Consider the following 20,793-nt stretch of genomic DNA (forward strand, 5'->3'; position numbering starts at 1 on the left):
TTTTCTCTTCAACCGAACCGGCTGTTTGTGTGAAGTGATTCACATCTGCCGTGTCAGTGGGAGCGCATTATAGGGAGTTCGCCGGAAGTAGCAAGGGTTAAAATAGAAAAATCTTATCGACCGCTCATTATTTGAACTTTTCGCTTATTCCTCTTCCTACCATTAAAGCCGCCATCCCAGTGTTCATGCGGCCTGCAGCGTAGCTAACTCGAAAATTGGTTTTTGGCAAAAATGTGATTTTTCTCTCTTACCCAACGCCATTATCGCGCCGATGGTGAATTAAGCGCCACTCTTGACCCACGACAAAGCGCCCGCCCAGCCCCCGTTTCTATAATCAGGCCCGTTTCTTCTTACTGGTAATAATCGATGGCTTATCAACTCAACATTAACTGGCCCGAGTTTTTAGAGAAATACTGGCAAAAGCAGCCGGTGGTTTTAAAAAACGCGTTTCCGGACTTCGTCGACCCGATTACCCCGGACGAGCTGGCCGGGTTAGCCATGGAGCCGGAAGTCGACAGCCGGCTGGTCAGTCTGGCCAACGGTAAATGGCAGGCCAGCAATGGACCTTTTGAACATTTCGATGGCCTGGGCGAGACCGGCTGGTCGCTGCTGGCCCAGGCGGTAAACCACTGGCATATGCCGGCCGCCGAGCTGGTGCGACCGTTCCGCGTACTGCCGGACTGGCGTCTGGACGACCTGATGATCTCCTTCTCCGTCCCCGGCGGCGGCGTCGGCCCCCATATCGATCAGTATGACGTCTTTATTATTCAGGGCATGGGCAGCCGCCGCTGGCGCGTGGGCGATAAGCTGCCGATGCGTCAGTTCTGCCCGCATCCCGCGCTGCTGCACGTCGACCCGTTCCCGCCGATTATTGATGAGGATCTGCAGCCGGGCGATATCCTCTATATTCCGCCGGGATTCCCGCACGATGGTATCACCCACGAAACCGCGCTGAACTACTCCGTGGGTTTCCGCGGGCCAAACGGGCGCGACCTGATCAGCAGCTTCGCCGACTATGTGCTGGAGAACGATCTCGGCGGCGAGCACTATAGCGATCCGGACCTCACCTGCCGCGAGCATCCGGGCCGGGTTGAAGAGTATGAACTCGAACGTCTGCGCGGCATGATGATCGACATGATTCGCCAGCCGGAAGACTTCAAGCAGTGGTTCGGCAGTTTCGTCACCACCCCGCGTCACGAGCTGGATATTGCGCCGGCGGAACCACCGTATGAAGAAGAGGAAGTCGTCGATGCGCTGCTGGGCGGCGAAAAACTTTCTCGCCTGAGCGGCCTGCGCGTTCTGCATATCGGCGATAGCTTCTTCGTGCATAGCGAACAGCTGGACACCACCGATGCCGAAGCGCTGGATGCATTGTGCCGCTATACCTCATTAGGCCAGGAGGAGCTCGGCAGCGGCCTGCAAAACCCGGCTTTTGTGAGCGAACTGACGCGCCTGATTAATCAGGGCTACTGGTACTTCGAAGAGTAAGCCGCGGTACGATTACGGGCAGCCGCCTGGCGCTGCCCGCTGGCTATCAGCCGTTATTGCGCCTGTTTCGGCAGCACCACAATAAACCGCGTCGAGCGCAGATCGGACTGCGCCGCCACGCTGCCGTGGTGGGCGCTGACGATGGATTTCACAATCGCCAGGCCGATGCCGCTGCCCTCCCCTTTGCGCTGGCGCGAGGGGTCGACGCGATAGAAACGGTCAAACAGCCGCGGCAGATGTTCGGCGGCAATCGGCGTACCGGGGTTCTCCACCACCAGGCGGATCGTCTCCGCGCTTTCGCTCAGCGCGATCGTCACCGCCTGGCCAGCCGGGGTGTAGCGGATCGCGTTCGACAGCAAGTTGCTGATCGCCCGCCGCAGCATCAACGGATCGCCCGTCACCTGGCAGGGGCTGCCGTCAAAGCGCAGCGCTACCGCCTTCTCTTCCGCCCACGCCTCGAAAAACTCAAACACCTTATGCACTTCCTCAGCCAGATCCAGTTCCCGCTGTTCGGGGATCAGCTGGTTGTTATCGGCCTGGGCGAGGAACAGCATATCGCTGACCATCCGCGACATGCGCGAGAACTCTTCAAGATTGGAGTAGAGCACCTCTTCCAGCTCCGGCTGGCTGCGGCTCTGGCTTAAGGCGATTTCGGTTTGCGTCACCAGGTTGGTGATCGGCGTGCGGATCTCATGGGCGATATCGGCGGAGAAGTTCGACTGGCGGGTAAAAACATCCTCCATTCGCTCCAGCATATGGTTAAAGGACAGCGCCAGCCGCTCCAGTTCGATAGGCACCGCCTGCGGGTCGAGGCGCACGTCGAGATCCCGCGAGGTAATATTCTGGATCTGCCGGCTGATCTGGCGGATAGGCTTATGCCCCTGATAGACCACAAACAGCACGATGGCGATAATCAGCAGGCTGATTATCGACGCGGCGGAAATCAGCTTCGCTTTCAGCTCATTAATATAGTGCAGGTGAAAATCGATGGATAAGGCCATCAGCAGATGGTACGCCGGCTTGCCATCCGCCTGCTTGCCCAGCGGCAGCATGATCAGCCGCCAGGCACGGGTCTCCATTTGATGATTATCGTGCGCCATTGCCCGCGGCTGCGGGTCGGTCCATGAAATCACATTCCCGTCGCGCAGCTGCATCGCCAGGCCTGGCGTACTCAGCATATGGCTGAGATCCGGTCCGTTGGGCGACTGGAACAGAATATTGCCCTGTCCATCGTCCAGGCAGATAAAGACGTTGGCGTAGCCCGCAATGATATTCTTCACGATCTCCAGCCGCCGCGCCGGCGGGTAGTCAGCGTGGTCGAGGACCGTCTCCAGGGTGGTGCTGAGCTGCCTGAGATCGTGAACGTCGCGCTCTTCAAAATGCGCCTTCACCGAATGGATCATGATCCAGGTGAAGGCAAAGAAGGCGATGATGGTGGCGAGGCTAATAAAGAAACTCAGCCGGGTGGCCAGGGAAAAGGGGCGCTTAGCGACCATCCGGCACCTCAAGCATATAGCCGACGCCGCGCACAGTCTGGATCAGCTTCGGCTCGAAGTCGTTATCGATTTTGGCGCGCAGCCGCTTCACCGCCACATCTATCGCGTTGGTATCGCTGTCGAAATTCATATCCCACACCTGCGAGGCAATCAGCGAACGCGGCAGCACTTCGCCCTGATGGCGCAGGAAGAACTCCAGCAGAGTGAACTCCTTGCTGGTCAGGGTGATGCGGGTGGCGCCGCGCGTCACCTTACGGCTGACCAGATCGACGCTGAGATCCGCCGCCTGAAACTGGCTTTCGACAATGACCGCCGCCCCGCGACGCAGCAGCGTCCGCACCCGCGCCAGCAGTTCCGCAAAGGCGAACGGCTTCACCAGATAGTCGTCGGCGCCCAGCTCCAGCCCCTTCACCCGATGCTCAATGGTGCCTAACGCGGTAAGCAGCAGGATCGGCATGCCTTTCCCGGCGGCGCGCAGCATGCGCACGATATCCCAGCCGTTCACGTCCGGCAGCATGATGTCGAGGATCAGCAGATCATAGTCGCCGGTCATCGCCAGGTGATAGCCGTTAAGGCCGTTATCGGCCAGGTCGACGACGAAGCCAGCCTCGGTGAGCCCTTTGGTCAGGTACTCCCCGGTTTTCTTCTCATCTTCGACAATCAATATCTTCACCGCCGGCTCCTTCACGCGCGTTCTGTGCGGGTATTCAATTTTAGAGGAGCGCCTCCGGATAGCAATGAAATATCAGGAAAATGACAGCTTTGTCATTTTCCTGTCACGTCCTGAACAGAGGCCGCTACGTAAAGTAGCCGCCATGGATAAATCGTCGAAAACGTCTGCCGCCATGCGCCCAATAACGCTTCTTACCCTCAGCGTGATACTCGCCTTAACCGGCTGTGTCTCGCTCGCTCCGGACTACCAGCGCCCCGCCGCGCCGGTACCGCAGCAGTTCTCTCTCAGCCAGAACAAGCTGGTTCCCGCAACCGCGAGCTATCAGGAGACCGGCTGGCGAACCTTTTTCGTCGACCCGCAGGTGAAAAGCCTGATAGGCACCGCGCTGACCAACAACCGCGATCTGCGGATGGCGACGCTGAAAGTGCAGGAAGCCCGCGCCCAGTATCGGGTGACCGATGCCGACCGCTACCCGCAATTGAACGGTGACGGCAGCACCACCTACGGCGGCAAGCTTAAAGGCGACACCACCACCAACAGCGATTACGCCGCCGGGCTGAATCTCAACTATGACCTCGACTTCTTTGGCCGGCTGAAAAACCTCAGCGAGGCCGACCGGGAGAACTTCTTCGCCAGCGAAGAGGCACGGCGCGCAGTGCATATCCTGCTGATTGCTAACGTTTCACAAAGCTACTTCAACCAGCGGCTGGCGGCAGCGCAGCTGCAGGTGGCCAACGACACCCTGCAAAACTATCAGCAGTCTTACGCGTTCGTTGAAAAACAGCTGCTGACCGGCAGCACCACCGTGCTGGCGCTGGAGCAGGCGCGGGGGATGATCGAGAGCACCCGCGCCGAGATCGCCAGGCGGCAGGGCCAGCTGGCGCAGGCTAATAACGCTCTGCAGCTGTTGCTCGGTAGTTATCAACATCTGCCGGACGATAGCGCCAGCAGCGCCGTCGACCTGCAAGGCGTAACCCTGCCGCCGTCGCTCTCTTCAGCGATCCTGCTGCAGCGGCCGGATATTTTAGAGGCCGAACACAGCCTGCGGGCGGCCAACGCTAACATCGGCGCCGCGCGGGCGGCCTTCTTCCCGTCGATCACCCTGACCAGCTCGCTCTCCGGCAGCAGCAGCGAGCTCGCCAGCCTGTTTAACGCCGGCAGCGCGATGTGGAACTTCATCCCCAAAATCGACATACCGATTTTCAACGCCGGGCGCAATCAGGCCAACCTCGATCTGGCGGAGATCCGCCAGCAGCAGCAGGTGGTCAACTACGAGCAAAAAATTCAGTCCGCTTTTAAGGAAGTGGCCGACGCGCTGGCCCTGCGCCAAAGCCTGGCCGATCAGATCGCCGCCCAGGAGCGCTATCTCGCTTCACTCAATATCACCCTGCAGCGCGCCACCGCGCTCTATCGCCACGGCGCGGTCAGCTACATCGAAGTGCTGAGCGCCCAGCGCGACATTTTCACCACCCGACAAACCCTGCTGGAACTCAACTATTCCCGTCAGGCAAATGAAATCACCCTGTTCACCGCCCTCGGCGGCGGCTGGATGGAATAACCCGAGGAGTCTTGATTATGAATTCACTGTCTAAAGTCGCCCTGTTCACTCTGATTTCTGGCGCGGTGTTCGCCGCCCAGGCCGCCGACCCGCACGCCGGCATGGCGATGCACGAACAGCCCGCCGCCGCGCAGACGCAAAGCATCAGCGGCAAAGGGGTCATTAAAGCCATTGATATGGATAGCAAAAAAATCACCATTGCCCACGAAGCCATCCCGGCGGTGAACTGGCCGCCGATGACCATGCGTTTCACCATCACCCCGCAGACCCAGCTCAACAATGTGAAGGACGGCGACAGCGTGGACTTCACCTTCGTTCAGCAGGGCAATCTGTCGCTGTTACAGGATATCCGCGCCCACTAATGGCCCGGCGACGGTAGGCTCCTCAACAACTGAATGGACGACACATGGCATCCCTGACACTGAAAAACACGGCGCTGATCCTCGGCAGCATGGCGATCGGCGGCGCGCTCACCGCAGCGCTGTATACCCGGATGGCGCCGCCCCTCGACGCTGCCGCCGCCCCGGCGGCCGAGCAGCAGCGAAAAGTGCTGTTCTGGTACGACCCGATGTACCCGAACACTCGCTTTGATAAACCGGGTAAATCGCCGTTTATGGATATGGACCTGGTGCCGAAATACGCCGATGAGGAGAGTGCCGCCGCCGGTGCGCCGGGGGTGCGTATCGACCCGACGCAGACCCAGAATCTCGGGGTGAAAACCGCCGCCGTCACCCGCGGGCCGCTGCGCTACGCCCAGACCTTCCCGGCCAACATCAGCTACAACGAGTACCAGTACGTGATTATGCAGGCGCGGGCGGCGGGCTTTATCAATAAAGTCTATCCCCTGACCGTCGGCGACAAAGTGCAACAAGGTACGCCGCTGCTGGAACTGACCATCCCGGACTGGGTGGAAGCGCAGAGCGAATACCTGCTATTGCAGGAGACCGGCGGCACCGCCACCCAGGTCGAGGGGATCCTCGAGCGGCTGCGTCTCGCCGGAATGCCGGACGAGGATATCCGCCGCCTGAAAGCCACGCGCAAGATCCAGACCCGCTTCACCCTCAAGGCGCCCATCGACGGGGTGATCACCGCCTTCGATCTGCGCGCCGGAATGAACATCGCCAAAGATAACGTGGTGGCGAAAATTCAGGGCATGGACCCGGTGTGGGTCAGCGTGGCGGTCCCCGAGTCCATCGCCTGGCTGATTAAAGACGCCTCGCAGTTCCGCATTCAGGTTCCCGCCTGGCCGGACAAAACCTTCCGCATCAGCAAATGGACGATTCTCCCCAGCGTCGATAGCGCCACCCGCACCCTGCAGCTACGCCTGCAGGTGAACAACCCGGATGAAGCGCTGAAGCCAGGGATGAACGCCTATCTGCAGCTGACCAGTGACAGCGAACCGATGCTGCTGATCCCCTCCAAAGCGCTGATCGACAGCGGCAGCGAGCAGCGGGTGATCACCATGGATAACGAGGGCCGCTTCGTGCCGAAGCGGGTCCAGGTGTTCCATGAATCCAATGGCGTCACGGCCATTCGCAGCGGTCTGCAGGAGGGCGAGAAGGTGGTCGCCAGCGGCCTGTTCCTGATCGACTCGGAAGCCAATATCGCCGGCGCGCTGGAGCGCATGCGCGCGCAGGCCCCTGATGCCGCTGCCGCTGCCGCCCACGCGCACTGAGGAACGGAACAATGATTGAATGGATTATCCGCCGCTCGGTGGCCAACCGCTTCCTGGTGATGATGGGCGCGCTGTTTCTCAGCCTCTGGGGGACCTGGACCATCGTCCACACCCCGGTGGACGCCCTGCCGGATCTCTCCGACGTACAGGTGATCGTCAAAACCAGCTATCCGGGTCAGGCGCCGCAGATTGTCGAAAACCAGGTCACCTGGCCGCTAACCACCACCATGCTGTCGGTGCCCGGCGCCAGAACGGTGCGCGGCTTCTCGCAGTTTGGCGACTCTTATGTGTATGTGATTTTTGAAGACGGCACCGACCCTTACTGGGCGCGCTCGCGGGTGCTGGAGTATCTCAACCAGGTGCAGGGCAAACTGCCCGCCGGGGTCAGCGCCGAAATGGGCCCGGACGCCACCGGCGTCGGCTGGGTCTTCGAGTACGCGCTGGTCGACCGCAGCGGCAAGCACGATCTCGCCGAACTACGCTCCCTGCAGGACTGGTTCTTAAAATATGACCTGAAAACCATTCCTAACGTCTCGGAAGTGGCGTCGGTGGGCGGCGTGGTCAAGGAGTACCAGATAGTTGTCGACCCGATGAAGCTGACCCAGTACGGCATCAGCCTCGGCGAGGTGAAATCGGCGCTGGACGCCTCTAACCAGGAGGCGGGCGGCTCTTCGGTCGAACTGGCGGAAGCCGAATATATGGTGCGCGCCAGCGGCTATCTGCAGACCCTCGACGACTTCAAAAACATTGTACTGAAAACCGGCGATAACGGCGTGCCGGTCTATCTCGGCGACGTCGCGCGGGTGCAGGTCGGCCCGGAGATGCGCCGCGGCATTGCCGAACTGAACGGCGAAGGCGAAGTGGCCGGCGGCGTGGTGATCCTGCGCTCCGGCAAGAACGCCCGGGAAGCGATCTCGGCGGTCAAAGAAAAACTGGCGTCGCTGCAAAGCAGCCTGCCGGAAGGGGTTGAAGTGGTCACCACCTACGACCGCAGCCAGCTTATCGACCGCGCCATTGATAACCTCAGCCACAAGCTGCTGGAAGAGTTTATCGTCGTCGCCCTGGTCTGCGCCCTGTTCCTGTGGCACGTGCGCTCGGCGCTGGTGGCGATTATCTCCCTGCCGCTCGGCCTGTGCTTCGCCTTTATCATGATGCATTTCCAGGGGCTCAACGCCAACATCATGTCGCTGGGCGGGATCGCCATTGCGGTGGGGGCGATGGTCGATGCCGCCATCGTGATGATTGAGAACGCCCACAAGCGGCTGGAGGAGTGGACGCATCAGCATCCGGGAGAGAAGCTCGGCAACGACAGGCGCTGGAAAATCATTACCGATGCCTCGGTGGAGGTTGGCCCGGCGCTGTTTATCAGCCTGCTGATCATCACCCTGTCGTTTATCCCCATTTTCACCCTCGAAGGCCAGGAGGGCAAACTGTTCGGCCCGCTGGCCTTCACCAAAACCTGGTCGATGGCCGGAGCGGCGCTGCTGGCGATCATGGTGATCCCGATCCTGATGGGCTTCTGGATCCGCGGCAGGATCCCGGCGGAGAGCAGCAACCCGCTGAACCGCTTTTTGATCCGCATTTACCATCCGCTGCTGCTGAAGGTCCTGCACTGGCCGAAGACCACCCTGCTGATCGCGCTCCTGTCGATCCTGACGGTTGTCTGGCCGCTTAACCGGGTCGGCGGCGAGTTTCTGCCGCAGATCAACGAGGGCGATCTGCTGTATATGCCGTCAACGCTGCCCGGGATCTCCGCCTCGCAGGCGGCGGATATGCTGCAGAAGACCGACAAGCTGATCATGACAGTGCCGGAGGTGGCGCGGGTGTTCGGCAAAACGGGTAAGGCAGACACCGCTACCGACTCAGCGCCTCTGGAGATGGTGGAGACCACCATTCAGCTCAAACCGCAGGATCAATGGCGGCCGGGGATGACCATGGAGAAGATCGTCGACGAACTGGACAAGACCGTGCGCCTGCCGGGGCTGGCGAACCTGTGGGTGCCGCCGATCCGCAACCGCATCGACATGCTCTCCACCGGCATCAAGAGCCCGATCGGCATTAAAGTTTCCGGCACTAACCTGGCCGATATCGACGCCATCGCCGGGCAAATTGAGGGGGTGGCGCGCAGCGTGCCGGGCGTGACCTCGGCGTTAGCCGAGCGGCTGGTGGGCGGGCGCTACCTCGACATTGATATTCAGCGTGAGAAGGCGGCCCGCTACGGGATGACCGTCGGCGACGTGCAGCTGTTCGTCTCGTCCGCTATCGGCGGGGCGATGGTCGGCGAAACGGTGGAGGGCGTCGAGCGCTATCCGATCAACATCCGCTATCCACAGAGCTACCGCGACAGCCCGCAGACCCTGCGCCAGCTGCCGATCCTCACCCCGCTGAAGCAGCAGATCGTCCTCGGCGACGTCGCCGAGGTGAAGGTGTTCAGCGGGCCATCGATGCTGAAGACCGAGAACGCCCGCCCCACCAGCTGGATCTACATCGACGCCCGCGACCGTGACATGGTGTCAGTGGTGCACGATCTGCAGCAGGCCATCGGCAAGGAGGTGAAGCTGAAGCCGGGCATCAGCGTGTCGTATTCCGGGCAGTTTGAGCTGCTGGAACGCGCCAATCAGAAGCTGAAGCTGATGGTGCCGATGACGCTGATGATTATCTTTGTGCTGCTGTACCTGGCGTTCCGCCGCGTCGGCGAGGCGCTGCTGATCATCGCCAGCGTGCCGTTCGCCCTTGTGGGCGGGATCTGGTTCCTCTACTGGATGGGCTTCCATCTGTCGGTGGCCACCGGCACCGGCTTTATCGCCCTGGCCGGCGTGGCCGCGGAGTTTGGCGTGGTGATGCTGATGTACCTGCGCCACGCCATCGAGGCGGAGCCGGCGCTGGAGAACCCGCAGACCTTCAGCGCCGGGAAGCTCGACGAGGCGCTGTATCAGGGGGCAGTACTGCGCGTGCGGCCGAAGGCGATGACCGTGGCGGTGATTATCGCCGGCCTGCTGCCGATTTTGTGGGGCACCGGCGCCGGGTCGGAGGTGATGAGCCGCATCGCCGCGCCGATGATTGGCGGAATGATCACCGCCCCGCTGCTGTCGCTGTTTATTATTCCGGCGGCGTATAAGCTGATGTGGCTGTCCCGGCATCGGGGCAAGCGCGGCCGCTAGCCCACCGCGTTTACGCCGGTCCGGGAAATTGGCTATAGTGGCGCCATTCTTCTGGCCGGCGTGAACGTCCCTATGAATCTGAACCTGGTATGTTATTTCCTGCTGCTGCTCACCGCTGTGGGCAGCGCCCTGCTCCCCTACCCGCTGGCGATGTGGTTTTTACTGAGCAGCCTTCTGACATGGCTTATCTATGGCGCCGACAAGCTGGCGGCGCGCAAAGCCTGGCGACGGGTGCCGGAAACCACGCTGCTGGTGCTCGGCCTGGCGGGAGGCTGGCCGGGGGCGATCCTCGGTCAGCAGTGTTTTCGCCATAAAACGCAAAAGCAGCCCTTCCGGACGTGGTTTTTCATCAGCGTGGCGCTGAACGTGGCGGCGCTGGCCGGGCTGTATGCGGTTTACTCTGGCATGCTCAGTCGCTAAGGGGCGAGGCTAGCGCGGCGTCTGGCGGATCCACACCAGTCGCTCGACGTCAAAGCCCAGTTCGCGCGCGGTATTCAGGTAATCCTGCTTCACCGCCGCCGGAATGGTGGGGGTACGCGACAGGATCCACAGATAGTCGCGGTTGGGGCCGCTGACCAGCGCATACTGGTAGTCGTCGTCCAGACGGATCACGTTATAGCCGCCGTAGAATGGCCCGAAGAACGACACCTTCAGCGCCGCGGTGGTGGGGGCGCCGGTGAAATAGGCTTTCCCGTCGCTCTCATTCCAGCGTTTTTTGACCGGGTCATAACCGCGATTGACGACGCTGATCCCCCCGTCGCTGCGGGCGCCGTAGGTGGCGGTCACCTGCTCCAGGCCTCGCTCGAAGCGATTCTCCAGGCGGGCGACCTCATACCATTTCCCGAGGTAACGGCTGGCGTCAAACCCGCTAATCGGCTGAACGCCCTTCGGCGGGGTGGGCGATTTGCAGGCCACCAGGGTCAACGCGATAGCGACGCCAGTGACAACAGGCCATAGCTTCATGAGAACTCCTTTCATTTACGCGGTTGGGAAAAGTGTAGTGCAAAGCCGCTACACTTCACGCCAGCCGACGTGATTCGTAGTATATTGAGAATATTCTTTGTTAACAGGTGGCCTCCATGCCTTACTCCATCGGCGAATTTGCCCGACTTTGCGGGATAAATGCGACCACGCTTCGCGCCTGGCAGCGCCGCTATGGCCTGCTCAAGCCGCTGCGCACCGATGGTGGACACCGTCTGTACAGCGATGACGACGTCCAGCAGGCGCTTAAAATCCTCGACTGGGTGAAAAAAGGGGTGCCGGTCAGCCAGGTGAAGCCCCTGCTGTCGCGCCCCGGCGCGCGGCGCACCAACAACTGGCTGACGCTGCAGGAGACCATGCTGCAGCGGCTGAAAGAGGGAAAAATCGAGTCCCTGCGCCAGCTGATCTACGATGCCGGCCGCGAATATCCGCGCCAGGAGCTGGTGACCGAGGTGCTGCGTCCGCTGCGCAGCCAGGTCTCCGCCAACGTGCCGGCCATCATGACCCTGCGCGAAATCCTCGACGGCATCATCATCGCCTACACCTCGTTTTGCCTCGAAGGCGACAAGAAGGCGCCCGGGGACAACTTTCTGATCACCGGCTGGCACCTGACCGACGCCTGCGAAATCTGGCTTGAAGCGCTCAAACGCACCGGCCAGGGCCATCGCATCGACGTCCTGCCGGTGCCTCCCGCCGCGCTGGCGCCGGAGATTTTCCCCCAGCGCAACTGGCTGCTGGTCACCAGCGGCAAACTCTCCGCCGCTCGTCAGAGGCAGGTCGAACTCTGGCAGCAGCAGGTCGTCTCCCTCGAGGTGATCCCGCTCTAACCCCCGGTTTTCACTTACCCCACTCTCTGTTCCGCCTGCGCCCGGCGGCGCGGCGGGCGCACGTTTGCCCTTCGTGCAACCCGCGATTTTCACCCTTTAAAACACTAATCATAACAACATGATTTTAAACATAAATAAAATATACTTTTCCACAAACTTGGACAAATAATTTTATTTGTGTAAGTTTTAAGTATGCCATTACGCCACCGTGTTTAGCCAGGATGTGATCCATGAGCACCACGCCGTCCGTCATTCGTCGTTTCGTTGAGTACTACGCCGGGCTGGATGCGCAGCCGCCCACGGCGCTGGCCGCGCTGTACCATCCGGACGCGACGCTGAGCGATCCTTTTGGTCAGCACCAGGGACTGTTTGCCATCCAGCGCTACTTTACCCATCTGCTGGCCAACGTGGAGCAGTGCCGGTTCACCATCGACGCGCCGCTCTGCGACGGTCAGCGGTTCGCCGTAACCTGGACCATGCACTGGTCGCATCCGCGTATTGCCGACGGAGAAACCCTGGCCCTGCCGGGCTGCTCGGTGGTGGACATTGCCGGGGAGCAGGTTCTCCACCAGCGCGACTACTACGACGCCGGGGAGATGATCTACGAGCACCTTCCCCTGCTGGGTTGGGCGGTACGCGGCGTGAAACGGAGGGTGCGCTCATGATGACGGTGCTTATCACCGGCGCCAGCTCCGGGATCGGCGCCGGCCTGGCGAAATCCTACGCGGCGGATGGCCACCTGGTCATCGCCTGCGGGCGCGATGCTTCGCGCCTGACGGCGCTGCAGCAGTTCAGCCCCAACATCAGCGCGCGCTTGTTCGATATGACAGACAGGGACGCCTGTCGCCAGGCGCTGACGGGCTGTTTTGCCGACCTGATCATTCTCTGCGCCGGCACCTGCGAATATCTCGACCACGGACAGGTGGATGCCGCCCTCGTGGAGCGGGTGATGGCCACCAACTTCCTCGGGCCGGTAAACTGCCTGGCGGCGCTGCAGACGCAGCTGGAGGCAGGCGATCGGGTGGTGCTGGTCAGCTCCATGGCGCACTGGCTGCCCTTCCCGCGCGCGGAAGCCTATGGCGCCTCCAAGGCGGCGCTGACCTGGTTTGCCAATAGCCTGCGTCTGGACTGGGAGCCGAAAGGGGTCGCCGTCACGGTGGTCTCACCAGGCTTCGTCGACACCCCGCTGACGCGCAAAAACGACTTTGCCATGCCCGGCCGGGTGAGCGTGGATCGGGCGGTGGCGGCGATCCGCCACGGCCTGGCGAAGGGCAAAAACCACATCGCCTTCCCCACCGGCTTCAGCCTGATCCTGCGGCTGCTGGCCAGCCTGCCGTCAGGTATACAGCGCCTGCTGTTGCGCAGGATGGTGCGCTCATGAACATCGCCATCATCGGCAGCGGCATCGCCGGGCTGACCTGCGCCTGGCGGCTGGCCGGACACCATCAGGTGACGCTGTTCGAAGCGGGCGCCGCGCCGGGCGGCCACACCGCCACCGTGGATGTCGCCACGCCGCAGGGCACCTGGGCCATCGATACCGGATTTATTGTCTACAACGATCGCACCTATCCGCGCTTTATGGGCCTGCTTAGCGAGCTGGGGATCGACGGGCAAAAAACACAGATGAGCTTCTCGGTCCACAACCCGGCCAGCGGCCTGGAGTACAACGGCCACAGCCTGACCTCGCTCTTCGCCCAGCGACGCAATCTGCTGAAGCCGGCCTTCTGGGGGCTGCTGAGCGAGATCGTCCGCTTCAACCGGCTGGCGAAACTGGCGCTGACCGAGGCGCTGGATCCGGGGGCGACGCTGGAGAGCTTCCTCGCCCGCCACCGCTTCAGCCCCTTCTTCGCCCGCCACTATATCCTGCCGATGGGGGCGGCCATCTGGTCGTCGTCGCTGCAGGAGATGCGCCGCTTCCCGCTGCCGCTGTTTTTGCGCTTCTTTGAACACCACGGCCTGCTGGACATTCGCGATCGCCCGCAGTGGTACGTAGTGCCCGGCGGTTCCCGGGAATACGTTCGCGCCCTGCTCGCCAGGCTCGGCGACCGCCTGGACCTGCGGCTCAACGCGCCGGTGCAGCAGGTGGAGCGCCACCCGACAGGGGTTACCCTGCGGCTGGCGTCCGGGGAGGCGCATTTTGACCAGGTGATCTTCGCCTGCCACTCCGCGCAGGCGCTGGCGATGCTGGCGGCGCCCACCGACGCCGAGCGTGAGGTGCTGGGGGATATCGGCTGGCAGCGCAACGAGGTGGTGCTGCACAGCGATCCGCGCTGGCTGCCGGCGCGTCAGCGCGCCTGGGCCAGCTGGAACTATCGCCTGAGCGACGGGGATCGGGCACGGGCCTGCGTCACCTACAACATGAATATTCTCCAGGGGCTGCCCGCGGGCGCGCCGCTGTTCTGCGTCACCCTGAACCCGGACGCGCCGGTGGACGAGCGCTACGTCTGGCAGCGCTTCGTCTATGAGCATCCGCTGTTTAACCCGCAAAGCTGGTCGGCCCAGCTGCGGCGCGACGAGATTAACGGCCAGCGGCGGAGCTGGTACTGCGGGGCTTACTGGTACAACGGCTTTCATGAGGACGGGGTGCGCAGCGCGCTCGATGTGGTGCAGGGCATCGCCGCGGCGGAGGGCAACTGAAATGAACAGCTGCCTCTATCAGGGCGTCCTGCGCCACCGTCGCCTGCAGCCGAAGGCGCACCACTTCGTCTACCGCCTGTTTATGGCCTGGCTTGACCTCGACGAACTGGACAGGCTGCCTGAGGCGGGCATCCGCCGCAACCGCCTGGCCGCCGCCGCCTGGTACGACGCCGATTATCCGCTGGGCGCGCCGCTGAAGGCTCAGGCGCTGAACCGGCTGGAGAGCCTGACCGGCTGCCGCCCGGCGGGACGCGTGATGCTCCTGACCCAGCTGCGCTACTTCGGCTTCCATTTTAATCCGGTCAACTTTTACTACTGCTATGACGAGGCCGACACCCTGCGCTGGGTGCTGGCCGAAGTGCGCAACACGCCGTGGAATGAGCGTCATTACTACGCGGTGGACGGCCAGCAGGCGCGCCCGCTGGAGAAAGCCTTTCACGTTTCGCCGTTTAACCCGATGGACATGGTCTATCACTGGCGCTTCAACGCGCCCGGCAAAACGCTGCACATGCACATTGAAAACCATCAGGCCAGCAAGGTGTTCGACGCCACGCTGGCCCTGAGCCGCGTGCCGTTAACCCGCGCCAACCTGCGCGGGCTGCTGCTGCGTCTGCCGATGATGACCCTGAAAACCGTCCTCGCCATCTACTGGCAGGCGCTGCGGCTGTGGCTGAAGCGCGTGCCGCTGTACAACCATCCTGTCAGCAGGAGTGAACGCTCATGACCGATCCCGTCTTTGCGCTTGAACCCGATGTGCCGCGCAACGTGCGGCTCGCGCGCTGGCTGCTCTTTCGTCTATTGAGCGGCCTCCGCGAAGGCTCGCTCACCGTGCGCGAAGGGGCGCAGACTTTTCATTTTGGCGACCCCGCCGCCGCGCTGCGCGCCGAGGCGCGGGTCTGCACGCCGGAGGTGTACTGGCGTCTGCTGACCGGCGGCAGCCTGGCGGCGGCCGAGGCCTGGATGGACGGCGACTGGGAGAGCCACCAGCTGACGGCGCTGCTGCAGATCCTTGCGCGCAACGGCGAGGTGCTGGGGCGTCTGGAGCGCGGCTTTCGTCTGCTGGGCAAGCCCGTCGCCCGCCTGCGCCACTGGACCCGCCGCAACACCCGCGCTCAGGCGCGGGAGAACATCGCCGCCCATTACGACCTCGGCAACGAATTTTATGCCCACTTTCTGGATGACGACCTGCTCTACTCCAGCGCGCTGTTTGCCGACGACCAGCAGGATCTGACCCAGGCCCAGCGGGCCAAGATGGCGCGCCTGTGCGACCAGCTGGCGCTCACTCCCGGCGATCATCTGCTGGAGATTGGCACCGGCTGGGGGGCGCTGGCCGAGTACGCCGCCCGCCATTACGGCTGCCGGGTCACCACCACCACCCTCTCCCGGGAGCAGCACCGCTGGGCTACCGAGCGCATGGCCCGCGCCGGGCTGCAGGATCGCGTCGAGGTGCTGCTCTGCGACTACCGCGATCTGCGCGGCGAGTACGACAAACTGGTGTCGGTGGAGATGATTGAGGCGGTGGGCCAGCGCTACCTGCCGGCCTTTTTCCGCACCTGTCAGGCGCGCCTGCGCCCGGGCGGCAAAATGGCCCTGCAGGCGATCACCATCCAGGATCAGCGCTATCGCGACTACAGCAAAAGCGTCGATTTTATCCAGCGCTACATCTTCCCGGGCGGCTTTTTGCCCAGCATCACGGCAATGAGCGAGCTGATGACCCGCCATACCGATTTTGTGGTGCGCAACCTGTTCGACATGGGCCCGGACTATGCCCGCACCCTGGCGCACTGGCGGCAGCGTTTTACCCACGCCTGGCAGGATATTGAAAAGCTCGGCTTTGATGAGCGCTTCCGCCGGATGTGGCTCTACTACTTCGGCTACTGCGAAGCCGGATTTAACGCCCGCACCATCAGCGTGGTGCAGCTCACCGCGGAGCGGGTATGACACGCCCGGCGCAGCACCTGCTGATGGCCCTCGCGTTCGATGTTTACTGGACGCTGGTGGTGATGTTGCGCGAGCGCGGCCTGCTGATCTGGCTGACGCTGGCGCTGTTCGCCTGGCTGCGGTTGCCGGCGGCCAGTCGTCCGCCCGCTCTGCTGTTGGCTGCGGCGGGCTGCGGGCTGGACGCCTGCTGGGCGCTGGCGGGACTGATTGATTTTCCCGGCGACAGCCTGCTGCCCCTGTGGATGGTGGCCCTGTGGCTGATGTTCGCCGTCGTCTGGACCCGGCTGACCCGCACCACGACGCTTCCCGGCTGGGTGCTGGCCGCGGCGGCCACCGTCGGCGGCCCGGTGGCCTACCTGATCGGCGCTCGCCTCGGAGCCATGACCCTGCTGGTACCGACGGCGCTTGCCGTGGCCGCCATGGCCTGCGGCTGGCTGGTGCTCATGCTGTTGTTCCATCTGGGGATGGGGAGGCAAAAATGAGATTCGCCCTGTTACTGCTGTGGCTGAGCGCCCTCGCCCCGGCGGTCCACGCCGCCGACTGGCTGACGTGGCGCCGCGTCGGCGAGGCGACCCTCACCTGGGGGCCGTTCACTGTCTATCACTCACAGCTGCGCACGCCCAATGGCCGGTATGCCGGCCCGCAGCAGGATCGGGCGCTGATCATCACCTACCGGCGCGACATCGATCGCGAGGCGCTGGTGGAGGCCACCCGCGACCAGTGGCAGGCGCAGGGCATTCTGCAGCAGGAGCCGCGCAGCGAAGCCTGGCTGCGCATGCTGCAGGGGATCTGGCCAGACGTCGCGCCGGGCAGCCAGCTGGCGTTCGTGGTCAGCGGCGGCGAGGGGCAGTTCTGGTACCGCGCCAGCGCCGCGCAGACCGCCTTTACCCCGCTCGGCCCGCGCCAGTCGGCGGCGTTCAGCACCCGCTTTCTCGCCATCTGGCTCGATCCGCGCACCACTTATCCCGAACTGCGTCAGCAGTTGATCGGAGGTACACCATGAAACGCATTCTGACCCGTGGCCTGGCGCTGCTGATGCTGATGCTCGCCGGCTGCAGCACCGAGGTCACCGAGTACCGGCAGCAGCAGCCCGCCCTCGACATCTTCCACTATTTTCAGGGCCAAACCGAGGCGTGGGGGATGGTGCAGGATCGCCGCGGCAAACAGCTGCGCCGCTTCCATGTAGCGATCGATGGCGACGTCGTCGGCGACACCCTGACGCTCCATGAGCGCTTTGTCTATGACGATGGCGAGAAACAGCAGCGGGTGTGGCGCATTCGCCGCACTGGCGATAACCGTTATCAGGGCACCGCCGGGGATATCGAAGGCGTGGCCAGCGGCCAGGCGGCAGGCAATGCCTTTCACTGGCGCTACAGCATGAACGTCGAGGCCAGCGGCAGCCGGTGGCTGCTGCACTTTGACGACTGGATGTTCCTGCAGGACGGCAGCCATTTGTTTAACAAAACCGAGATGAAGAAATTCGGCATTACGGTGGCCACCGTGACCCTTTTCTTTACCCGAACCACAGCAGAAGAGAGGACAGCGCCATGAACACGCAACCTGTCATTGGGATCAGCGGATGTTTAACCGGCTCAGCCGTGCGATTCGACGGCGGGCATAAGCGTATGGGCTTTGTGATGGATGAGCTCGCGCAGTGGGTGGTGTTTAAGCCCGTCTGCCCGGAGATGGCGATCGGCCTGCCCGTTCCCCGCCCAGCGCTCCGGCTGGTGCAGACCCCGGTCGGGGAGATCCGCATGCGCTTCAGCCACGCCCCGCACGAGGATGTGACGGAGAAGATGGCCGATTTCGCCAACGCCCATCTGGCAACCCTGGGCGAGCTGTCGGGCTTTATCGTCTGCGCCAAATCGCCGAGCTGCGGGATGGAGCGCGTGCGGCTGTATGATGAAAAAGGCAATCGCGGGCGTAAGGAAGGCGTGGGACTGTTTACCGGCGCCCTGATGGCGCGCTACCCGTGGCTGCCGGTGGAAGAGGATGGCCGGCTGCACGATCCGCTGCTGCGGGAGAATTTTGTCGAGCGCGTCTTCGCCCTGCATGAACTCAACGCCCTGCGCGCCCGCGGCCTGACCCGCCACGGCCTGCTGGCCTTTCATAGCCGCTACAAGCTGCAGCTGCTGGCGCACCACCAGGCGGGCTACCGCGAGATCGGCCCGTTCGTCGCCTCGCTGCATGAATGGGAAGATCTGGAGGCTTTCTTCGAGGTCTACCGCGAGAAGCTGATGGCGATCCTCAAGCGGCCCGCCTCGCGGAAAAACCACACCAACGTGCTGATGCATATTCAGGGTTATTTCCGCGACCAGCTGAACAGCCGCCAGCGCGGCGAGCTGCGGGAGGTGATCCTCAACTATCGCGCCGGGCTGCTGCCGATCCTCGCGCCGCTGACGCTGCTTAAGCACTATCTGGCCGAGTATCCGGATCGCTACCTGCAGGCGCAGAACTATTTTGACCCCTACCCGCAGGATCTTGCCCTGCGCCTGACGGTGAACTGAGGGAACCTGGGCCAGCTGCCCGGCGGCGCTGCGCTTGCGTGGGCCTACGGGGGGGTATCCCGCAGGTCTCCTCAGGAACGTAGGCCGGATGAGGCATTTATGCCGTCATCCGGCACTACCGCGGGTACGGTACCTGACCGCCCGGCGGCGCTGCGCTTGCCGGGCCTACGGGGGGTATCCCGCAGGCCTCCTCAGAAACGTAGGCCGGATAAGGCATTTATGCCGCCATCCGGCACTACCGCCGGTACGGCGCCTGACCGCCCGGCGGCGCTGCGCTTGCGCGGGCCTGGGGGGGATCCCGCAGGCCTCCTCAGTCGTAGCCCGGCTAAGCGTAGCGCCAGCCGGGAACGCTCCTTCGACAACGCTATCGCATCAGAACCACGCCTCAAACATCCCGCCGACGTTCAGCGAATCCAGCTGCTGGTCTTTGGTGCCGTTGACCTTCGCGGTATGCTCGTTGTCCACCTGACCGCCGGTCACGTAGAAGCGCAGCATCGGACGGAACTCCGGCCCCATGCCGATGGCGATGTTCTGCGACAGCGTCAGCTTCCAGCCGTGGTTATCCCCGCCCTGGTCGTAGTCCACGCGCTGGTAGCCCGCTTCCAGCCAGGTGGAGTGCACGTCGTTCCAGAAGTACATCGGCCGCACGATGGCGCCGTAGTTTTTGCGGTTGTCGGTATTATCTTTGCCGTTGTCATAGTCGTGGAAGGCCAGCAGATATTCCACCTGCGCCTGCTGGGTGAACTTATGGCTGCCCTCGAAGCTGGCGTAGACCGTGGTCAGGTCGTCGGTTTTGTTGTAGACGCTGTTATCCGAGTTGTCGGAGTAGCGCAGGATCACCTTGTTCACCCCGCTGTCGTTGGTGTGGCTCAGCACCAGGCCGCCCTGCCAGGCTTCGAGACGCGCGTCGCTGTCCACTGCCTTCGAGTCAAAGCCGTAGTTGGCGTACACCTCGACGTCGATCGGCCCGGCCTTGATGTTGTGGGTTTTGGTGGTCAGCGCGTAGTGGCCGTTGTCCCCGGTGTCGGAGCTGCCGGTACAGGTGATACGCGACGGGTTGGTCTCGTCGGCCATCACTTCCGGGCTACAGGATTTCACCTGCGACACCGCCGCCACGTCGAACTGCACGCCGCCGATATCAAAGTTCTTCACCCCGGCGCCCTGGCCGTCGTGGTTCATCCAGAAGTAGTCGTTGATCCCCTGTTGCGGACGCTGGTGGAAGTCGCGGCCGGCCCAGATATAGGCGTTGGGGTTGGATTCCAGCACGTTGGTGACGCCGACGTAGGCCTTCTTCAGGTTAACCTCGTCGCTCCAGTGGTCGAACATCACGTTAAGATCCCAGATAGCCCCCTGCGCGCTTTTGAAGGCCTTGCTGATCTGGAATTCGCCACCGTTGCTTTCGTTGCCCAGGCGGCCGATCGCCGAGGCGCCGTTATAGGAGCCGTCGACGCCGACATATTTCTGGTCGCCGGTCTGGAAGTGGGCGCCATAGCGGGCATAGCCGCTGAACTTGAGGCCGAACGGAATGGCCATATCCGGCGAGGCGGCGGTGGTCTGCGGGTTGGTAATGACGTCGACCTTTTTGTCGGCCGCGGCGTCTATTTTAGCCTGGCGGTCGGCCAGCGCTTTATCAACGGCTTTGGCGACGATGGCGTCGATCTGTTCCTGAGTAAATTCTTGCGCCATTACAGAGGTAAGCGGAAAAAACGCGGCGATAACCGCCATGGTTAATGGAAGTTTTTTTATCATTGTCATGAGTTTCTCAATATAGGTTAATTTTATTCAGACAATAACCAGCCTATTCTGAGCTGACAGAATATGTCGCTATCATCAGAACAAGTTATTTTTT

20 protein-coding genes are annotated in these 20,793 nt (G+C 62.5%); 16 read left to right on the forward strand and 4 right to left on the reverse strand.

Features of this window, described 5'->3' with window-relative positions:
• Positions 1-366: 366 nt before the first annotated feature.
• On the forward strand, positions 367-1,488 hold the full coding sequence (locus ABLX76_RS14345; protein ID WP_023291817.1) for a cupin domain-containing protein: 1,122 nt from the start codon (positions 367-369) through the stop codon (positions 1,486-1,488).
• 53 nt (positions 1,489-1,541) lie between these two features.
• Here ABLX76_RS14345 and ABLX76_RS14350 read toward each other — a convergent pair whose 3' ends face one another.
• Positions 1,542-2,984 carry a Cu(+)/Ag(+) sensor histidine kinase gene (locus ABLX76_RS14350; protein ID WP_348874707.1) on the reverse strand — a complete coding sequence of 481 codons (1,443 nt, stop codon included), beginning with the start codon at positions 2,982-2,984 and terminating at the stop codon, positions 1,542-1,544.
• Complete coding sequence (cusR, locus tag ABLX76_RS14355; RefSeq protein WP_004206716.1) at positions 2,974-3,657, reverse strand: copper response regulator transcription factor CusR; 684 nt, start codon at positions 3,655-3,657, stop codon at positions 2,974-2,976. The genes ABLX76_RS14350 and cusR overlap by 11 nt, the downstream gene beginning before the upstream one ends.
• Before the next feature lie 172 nt (positions 3,658-3,829).
• Here cusR and ABLX76_RS14360 point away from each other — a divergent pair, with 172 nt between their 5' ends.
• The 5 genes from ABLX76_RS14360 (at position 3,830) to ABLX76_RS14380 (ending at position 10,471) form a co-directional block, all read left to right on the forward strand.
• A complete protein-coding gene (locus ABLX76_RS14360) occupies positions 3,830-5,215 on the forward strand; it encodes an efflux transporter outer membrane subunit (protein ID WP_060592628.1) in 1,386 nt (461 codons plus the stop codon).
• Between the two features lie 17 nt (positions 5,216-5,232).
• Complete coding sequence (gene cusF / locus ABLX76_RS14365; protein ID WP_023291814.1) at positions 5,233-5,577, forward strand: cation efflux system protein CusF; 345 nt, start codon at positions 5,233-5,235, stop codon at positions 5,575-5,577.
• A 44-nt stretch (positions 5,578-5,621) separates the two neighbouring features.
• Positions 5,622-6,890, forward strand: a complete 1,269-nt coding sequence (locus ABLX76_RS14370; protein ID WP_348874709.1) for an efflux RND transporter periplasmic adaptor subunit — start codon at positions 5,622-5,624, stop codon at positions 6,888-6,890.
• 11 nt (positions 6,891-6,901) lie between these two features.
• Entirely contained in the window at positions 6,902-10,051 is a 3,150-nt protein-coding gene (locus ABLX76_RS14375; RefSeq protein ID WP_348874711.1) for a CusA/CzcA family heavy metal efflux RND transporter, read from the forward strand.
• A gap of 72 nt (positions 10,052-10,123) precedes the next feature.
• On the forward strand, positions 10,124-10,471 hold the full coding sequence (locus tag ABLX76_RS14380; RefSeq protein WP_243806852.1) for a DUF1294 domain-containing protein: 348 nt from the start codon (positions 10,124-10,126) through the stop codon (positions 10,469-10,471).
• A gap of 9 nt (positions 10,472-10,480) precedes the next feature.
• Here ABLX76_RS14380 and ABLX76_RS14385 read toward each other — a convergent pair whose 3' ends face one another.
• Entirely contained in the window at positions 10,481-11,014 is a 534-nt protein-coding gene (locus ABLX76_RS14385; RefSeq protein ID WP_348874714.1) for a lipocalin family protein, read from the reverse strand.
• A 116-nt stretch (positions 11,015-11,130) separates the two neighbouring features.
• On the opposite strand from ABLX76_RS14385, the gene ABLX76_RS14390 reads away from it, so the two are divergent.
• The 10 genes from ABLX76_RS14390 to ABLX76_RS14435 all read left to right on the forward strand — a co-directional run bounded on the left by ABLX76_RS14390 (position 11,131) and on the right by ABLX76_RS14435 (position 18,944).
• Positions 11,131-11,859 (forward strand): MerR family transcriptional regulator, encoded by a 729-nt coding sequence (locus tag ABLX76_RS14390; protein WP_002887258.1) that lies wholly within the window; start codon positions 11,131-11,133, stop codon positions 11,857-11,859.
• Positions 11,860-12,089: 230 nt separating this feature from the next.
• Positions 12,090-12,524, forward strand: coding sequence for a nuclear transport factor 2 family protein (locus ABLX76_RS14395; protein ID WP_348874717.1), 435 nt, complete (start codon positions 12,090-12,092; stop codon positions 12,522-12,524).
• Positions 12,521-13,240: an SDR family NAD(P)-dependent oxidoreductase gene (locus ABLX76_RS14400; protein ID WP_049015237.1), complete on the forward strand. Its 720-nt coding sequence runs from the start codon at positions 12,521-12,523 to the stop codon at positions 13,238-13,240. Before ABLX76_RS14395 ends, ABLX76_RS14400 begins: the two co-directional genes overlap by 4 nt.
• Positions 13,237-14,496 carry an FAD-dependent oxidoreductase gene (locus ABLX76_RS14405; protein ID WP_072422565.1) on the forward strand — a complete coding sequence of 420 codons (1,260 nt, stop codon included), beginning with the start codon at positions 13,237-13,239 and terminating at the stop codon, positions 14,494-14,496. Before ABLX76_RS14400 ends, ABLX76_RS14405 begins: the two co-directional genes overlap by 4 nt.
• A gap of 1 nt (position 14,497) precedes the next feature.
• Entirely contained in the window at positions 14,498-15,220 is a 723-nt protein-coding gene (locus tag ABLX76_RS14410; RefSeq protein ID WP_004888758.1) for a DUF1365 domain-containing protein, read from the forward strand.
• Positions 15,217-16,437 (forward strand): cyclopropane-fatty-acyl-phospholipid synthase family protein, encoded by a 1,221-nt coding sequence (locus ABLX76_RS14415; protein ID WP_032454723.1) that lies wholly within the window; start codon positions 15,217-15,219, stop codon positions 16,435-16,437. The genes ABLX76_RS14410 and ABLX76_RS14415 overlap by 4 nt, the downstream gene beginning before the upstream one ends.
• Positions 16,434-16,919, forward strand: a complete 486-nt coding sequence (locus ABLX76_RS14420; RefSeq protein WP_023291806.1) for a DUF2878 domain-containing protein — start codon at positions 16,434-16,436, stop codon at positions 16,917-16,919. The genes ABLX76_RS14415 and ABLX76_RS14420 overlap by 4 nt, the downstream gene beginning before the upstream one ends.
• Entirely contained in the window at positions 16,916-17,440 is a 525-nt protein-coding gene (locus ABLX76_RS14425) for a hypothetical protein (protein WP_101993193.1), read from the forward strand. The genes ABLX76_RS14420 and ABLX76_RS14425 overlap by 4 nt, the downstream gene beginning before the upstream one ends.
• Positions 17,437-17,988 carry a DUF3833 domain-containing protein gene (locus tag ABLX76_RS14430; RefSeq protein ID WP_065884082.1) on the forward strand — a complete coding sequence of 184 codons (552 nt, stop codon included), beginning with the start codon at positions 17,437-17,439 and terminating at the stop codon, positions 17,986-17,988. The genes ABLX76_RS14425 and ABLX76_RS14430 overlap by 4 nt, the downstream gene beginning before the upstream one ends.
• On the forward strand, positions 17,985-18,944 hold the full coding sequence (locus ABLX76_RS14435) for a DUF523 and DUF1722 domain-containing protein (protein WP_101978658.1): 960 nt from the start codon (positions 17,985-17,987) through the stop codon (positions 18,942-18,944). Before ABLX76_RS14430 ends, ABLX76_RS14435 begins: the two co-directional genes overlap by 4 nt.
• Positions 18,945-19,316: 372 nt before the next feature.
• On the opposite strand, the gene ABLX76_RS14440 is transcribed toward ABLX76_RS14435, so the two are convergent.
• Positions 19,317-20,699 carry a carbohydrate porin gene (locus ABLX76_RS14440; RefSeq protein WP_048296553.1) on the reverse strand — a complete coding sequence of 461 codons (1,383 nt, stop codon included), beginning with the start codon at positions 20,697-20,699 and terminating at the stop codon, positions 19,317-19,319.
• Positions 20,700-20,793: the final 94 nt, after the last annotated feature.

The sequence above is a fragment of the Klebsiella sp. JB_Kp004 genome (genome assembly GCF_040065795.1).
Classification (GTDB): domain Bacteria; phylum Pseudomonadota; class Gammaproteobacteria; order Enterobacterales; family Enterobacteriaceae; genus Klebsiella; species Klebsiella quasipneumoniae.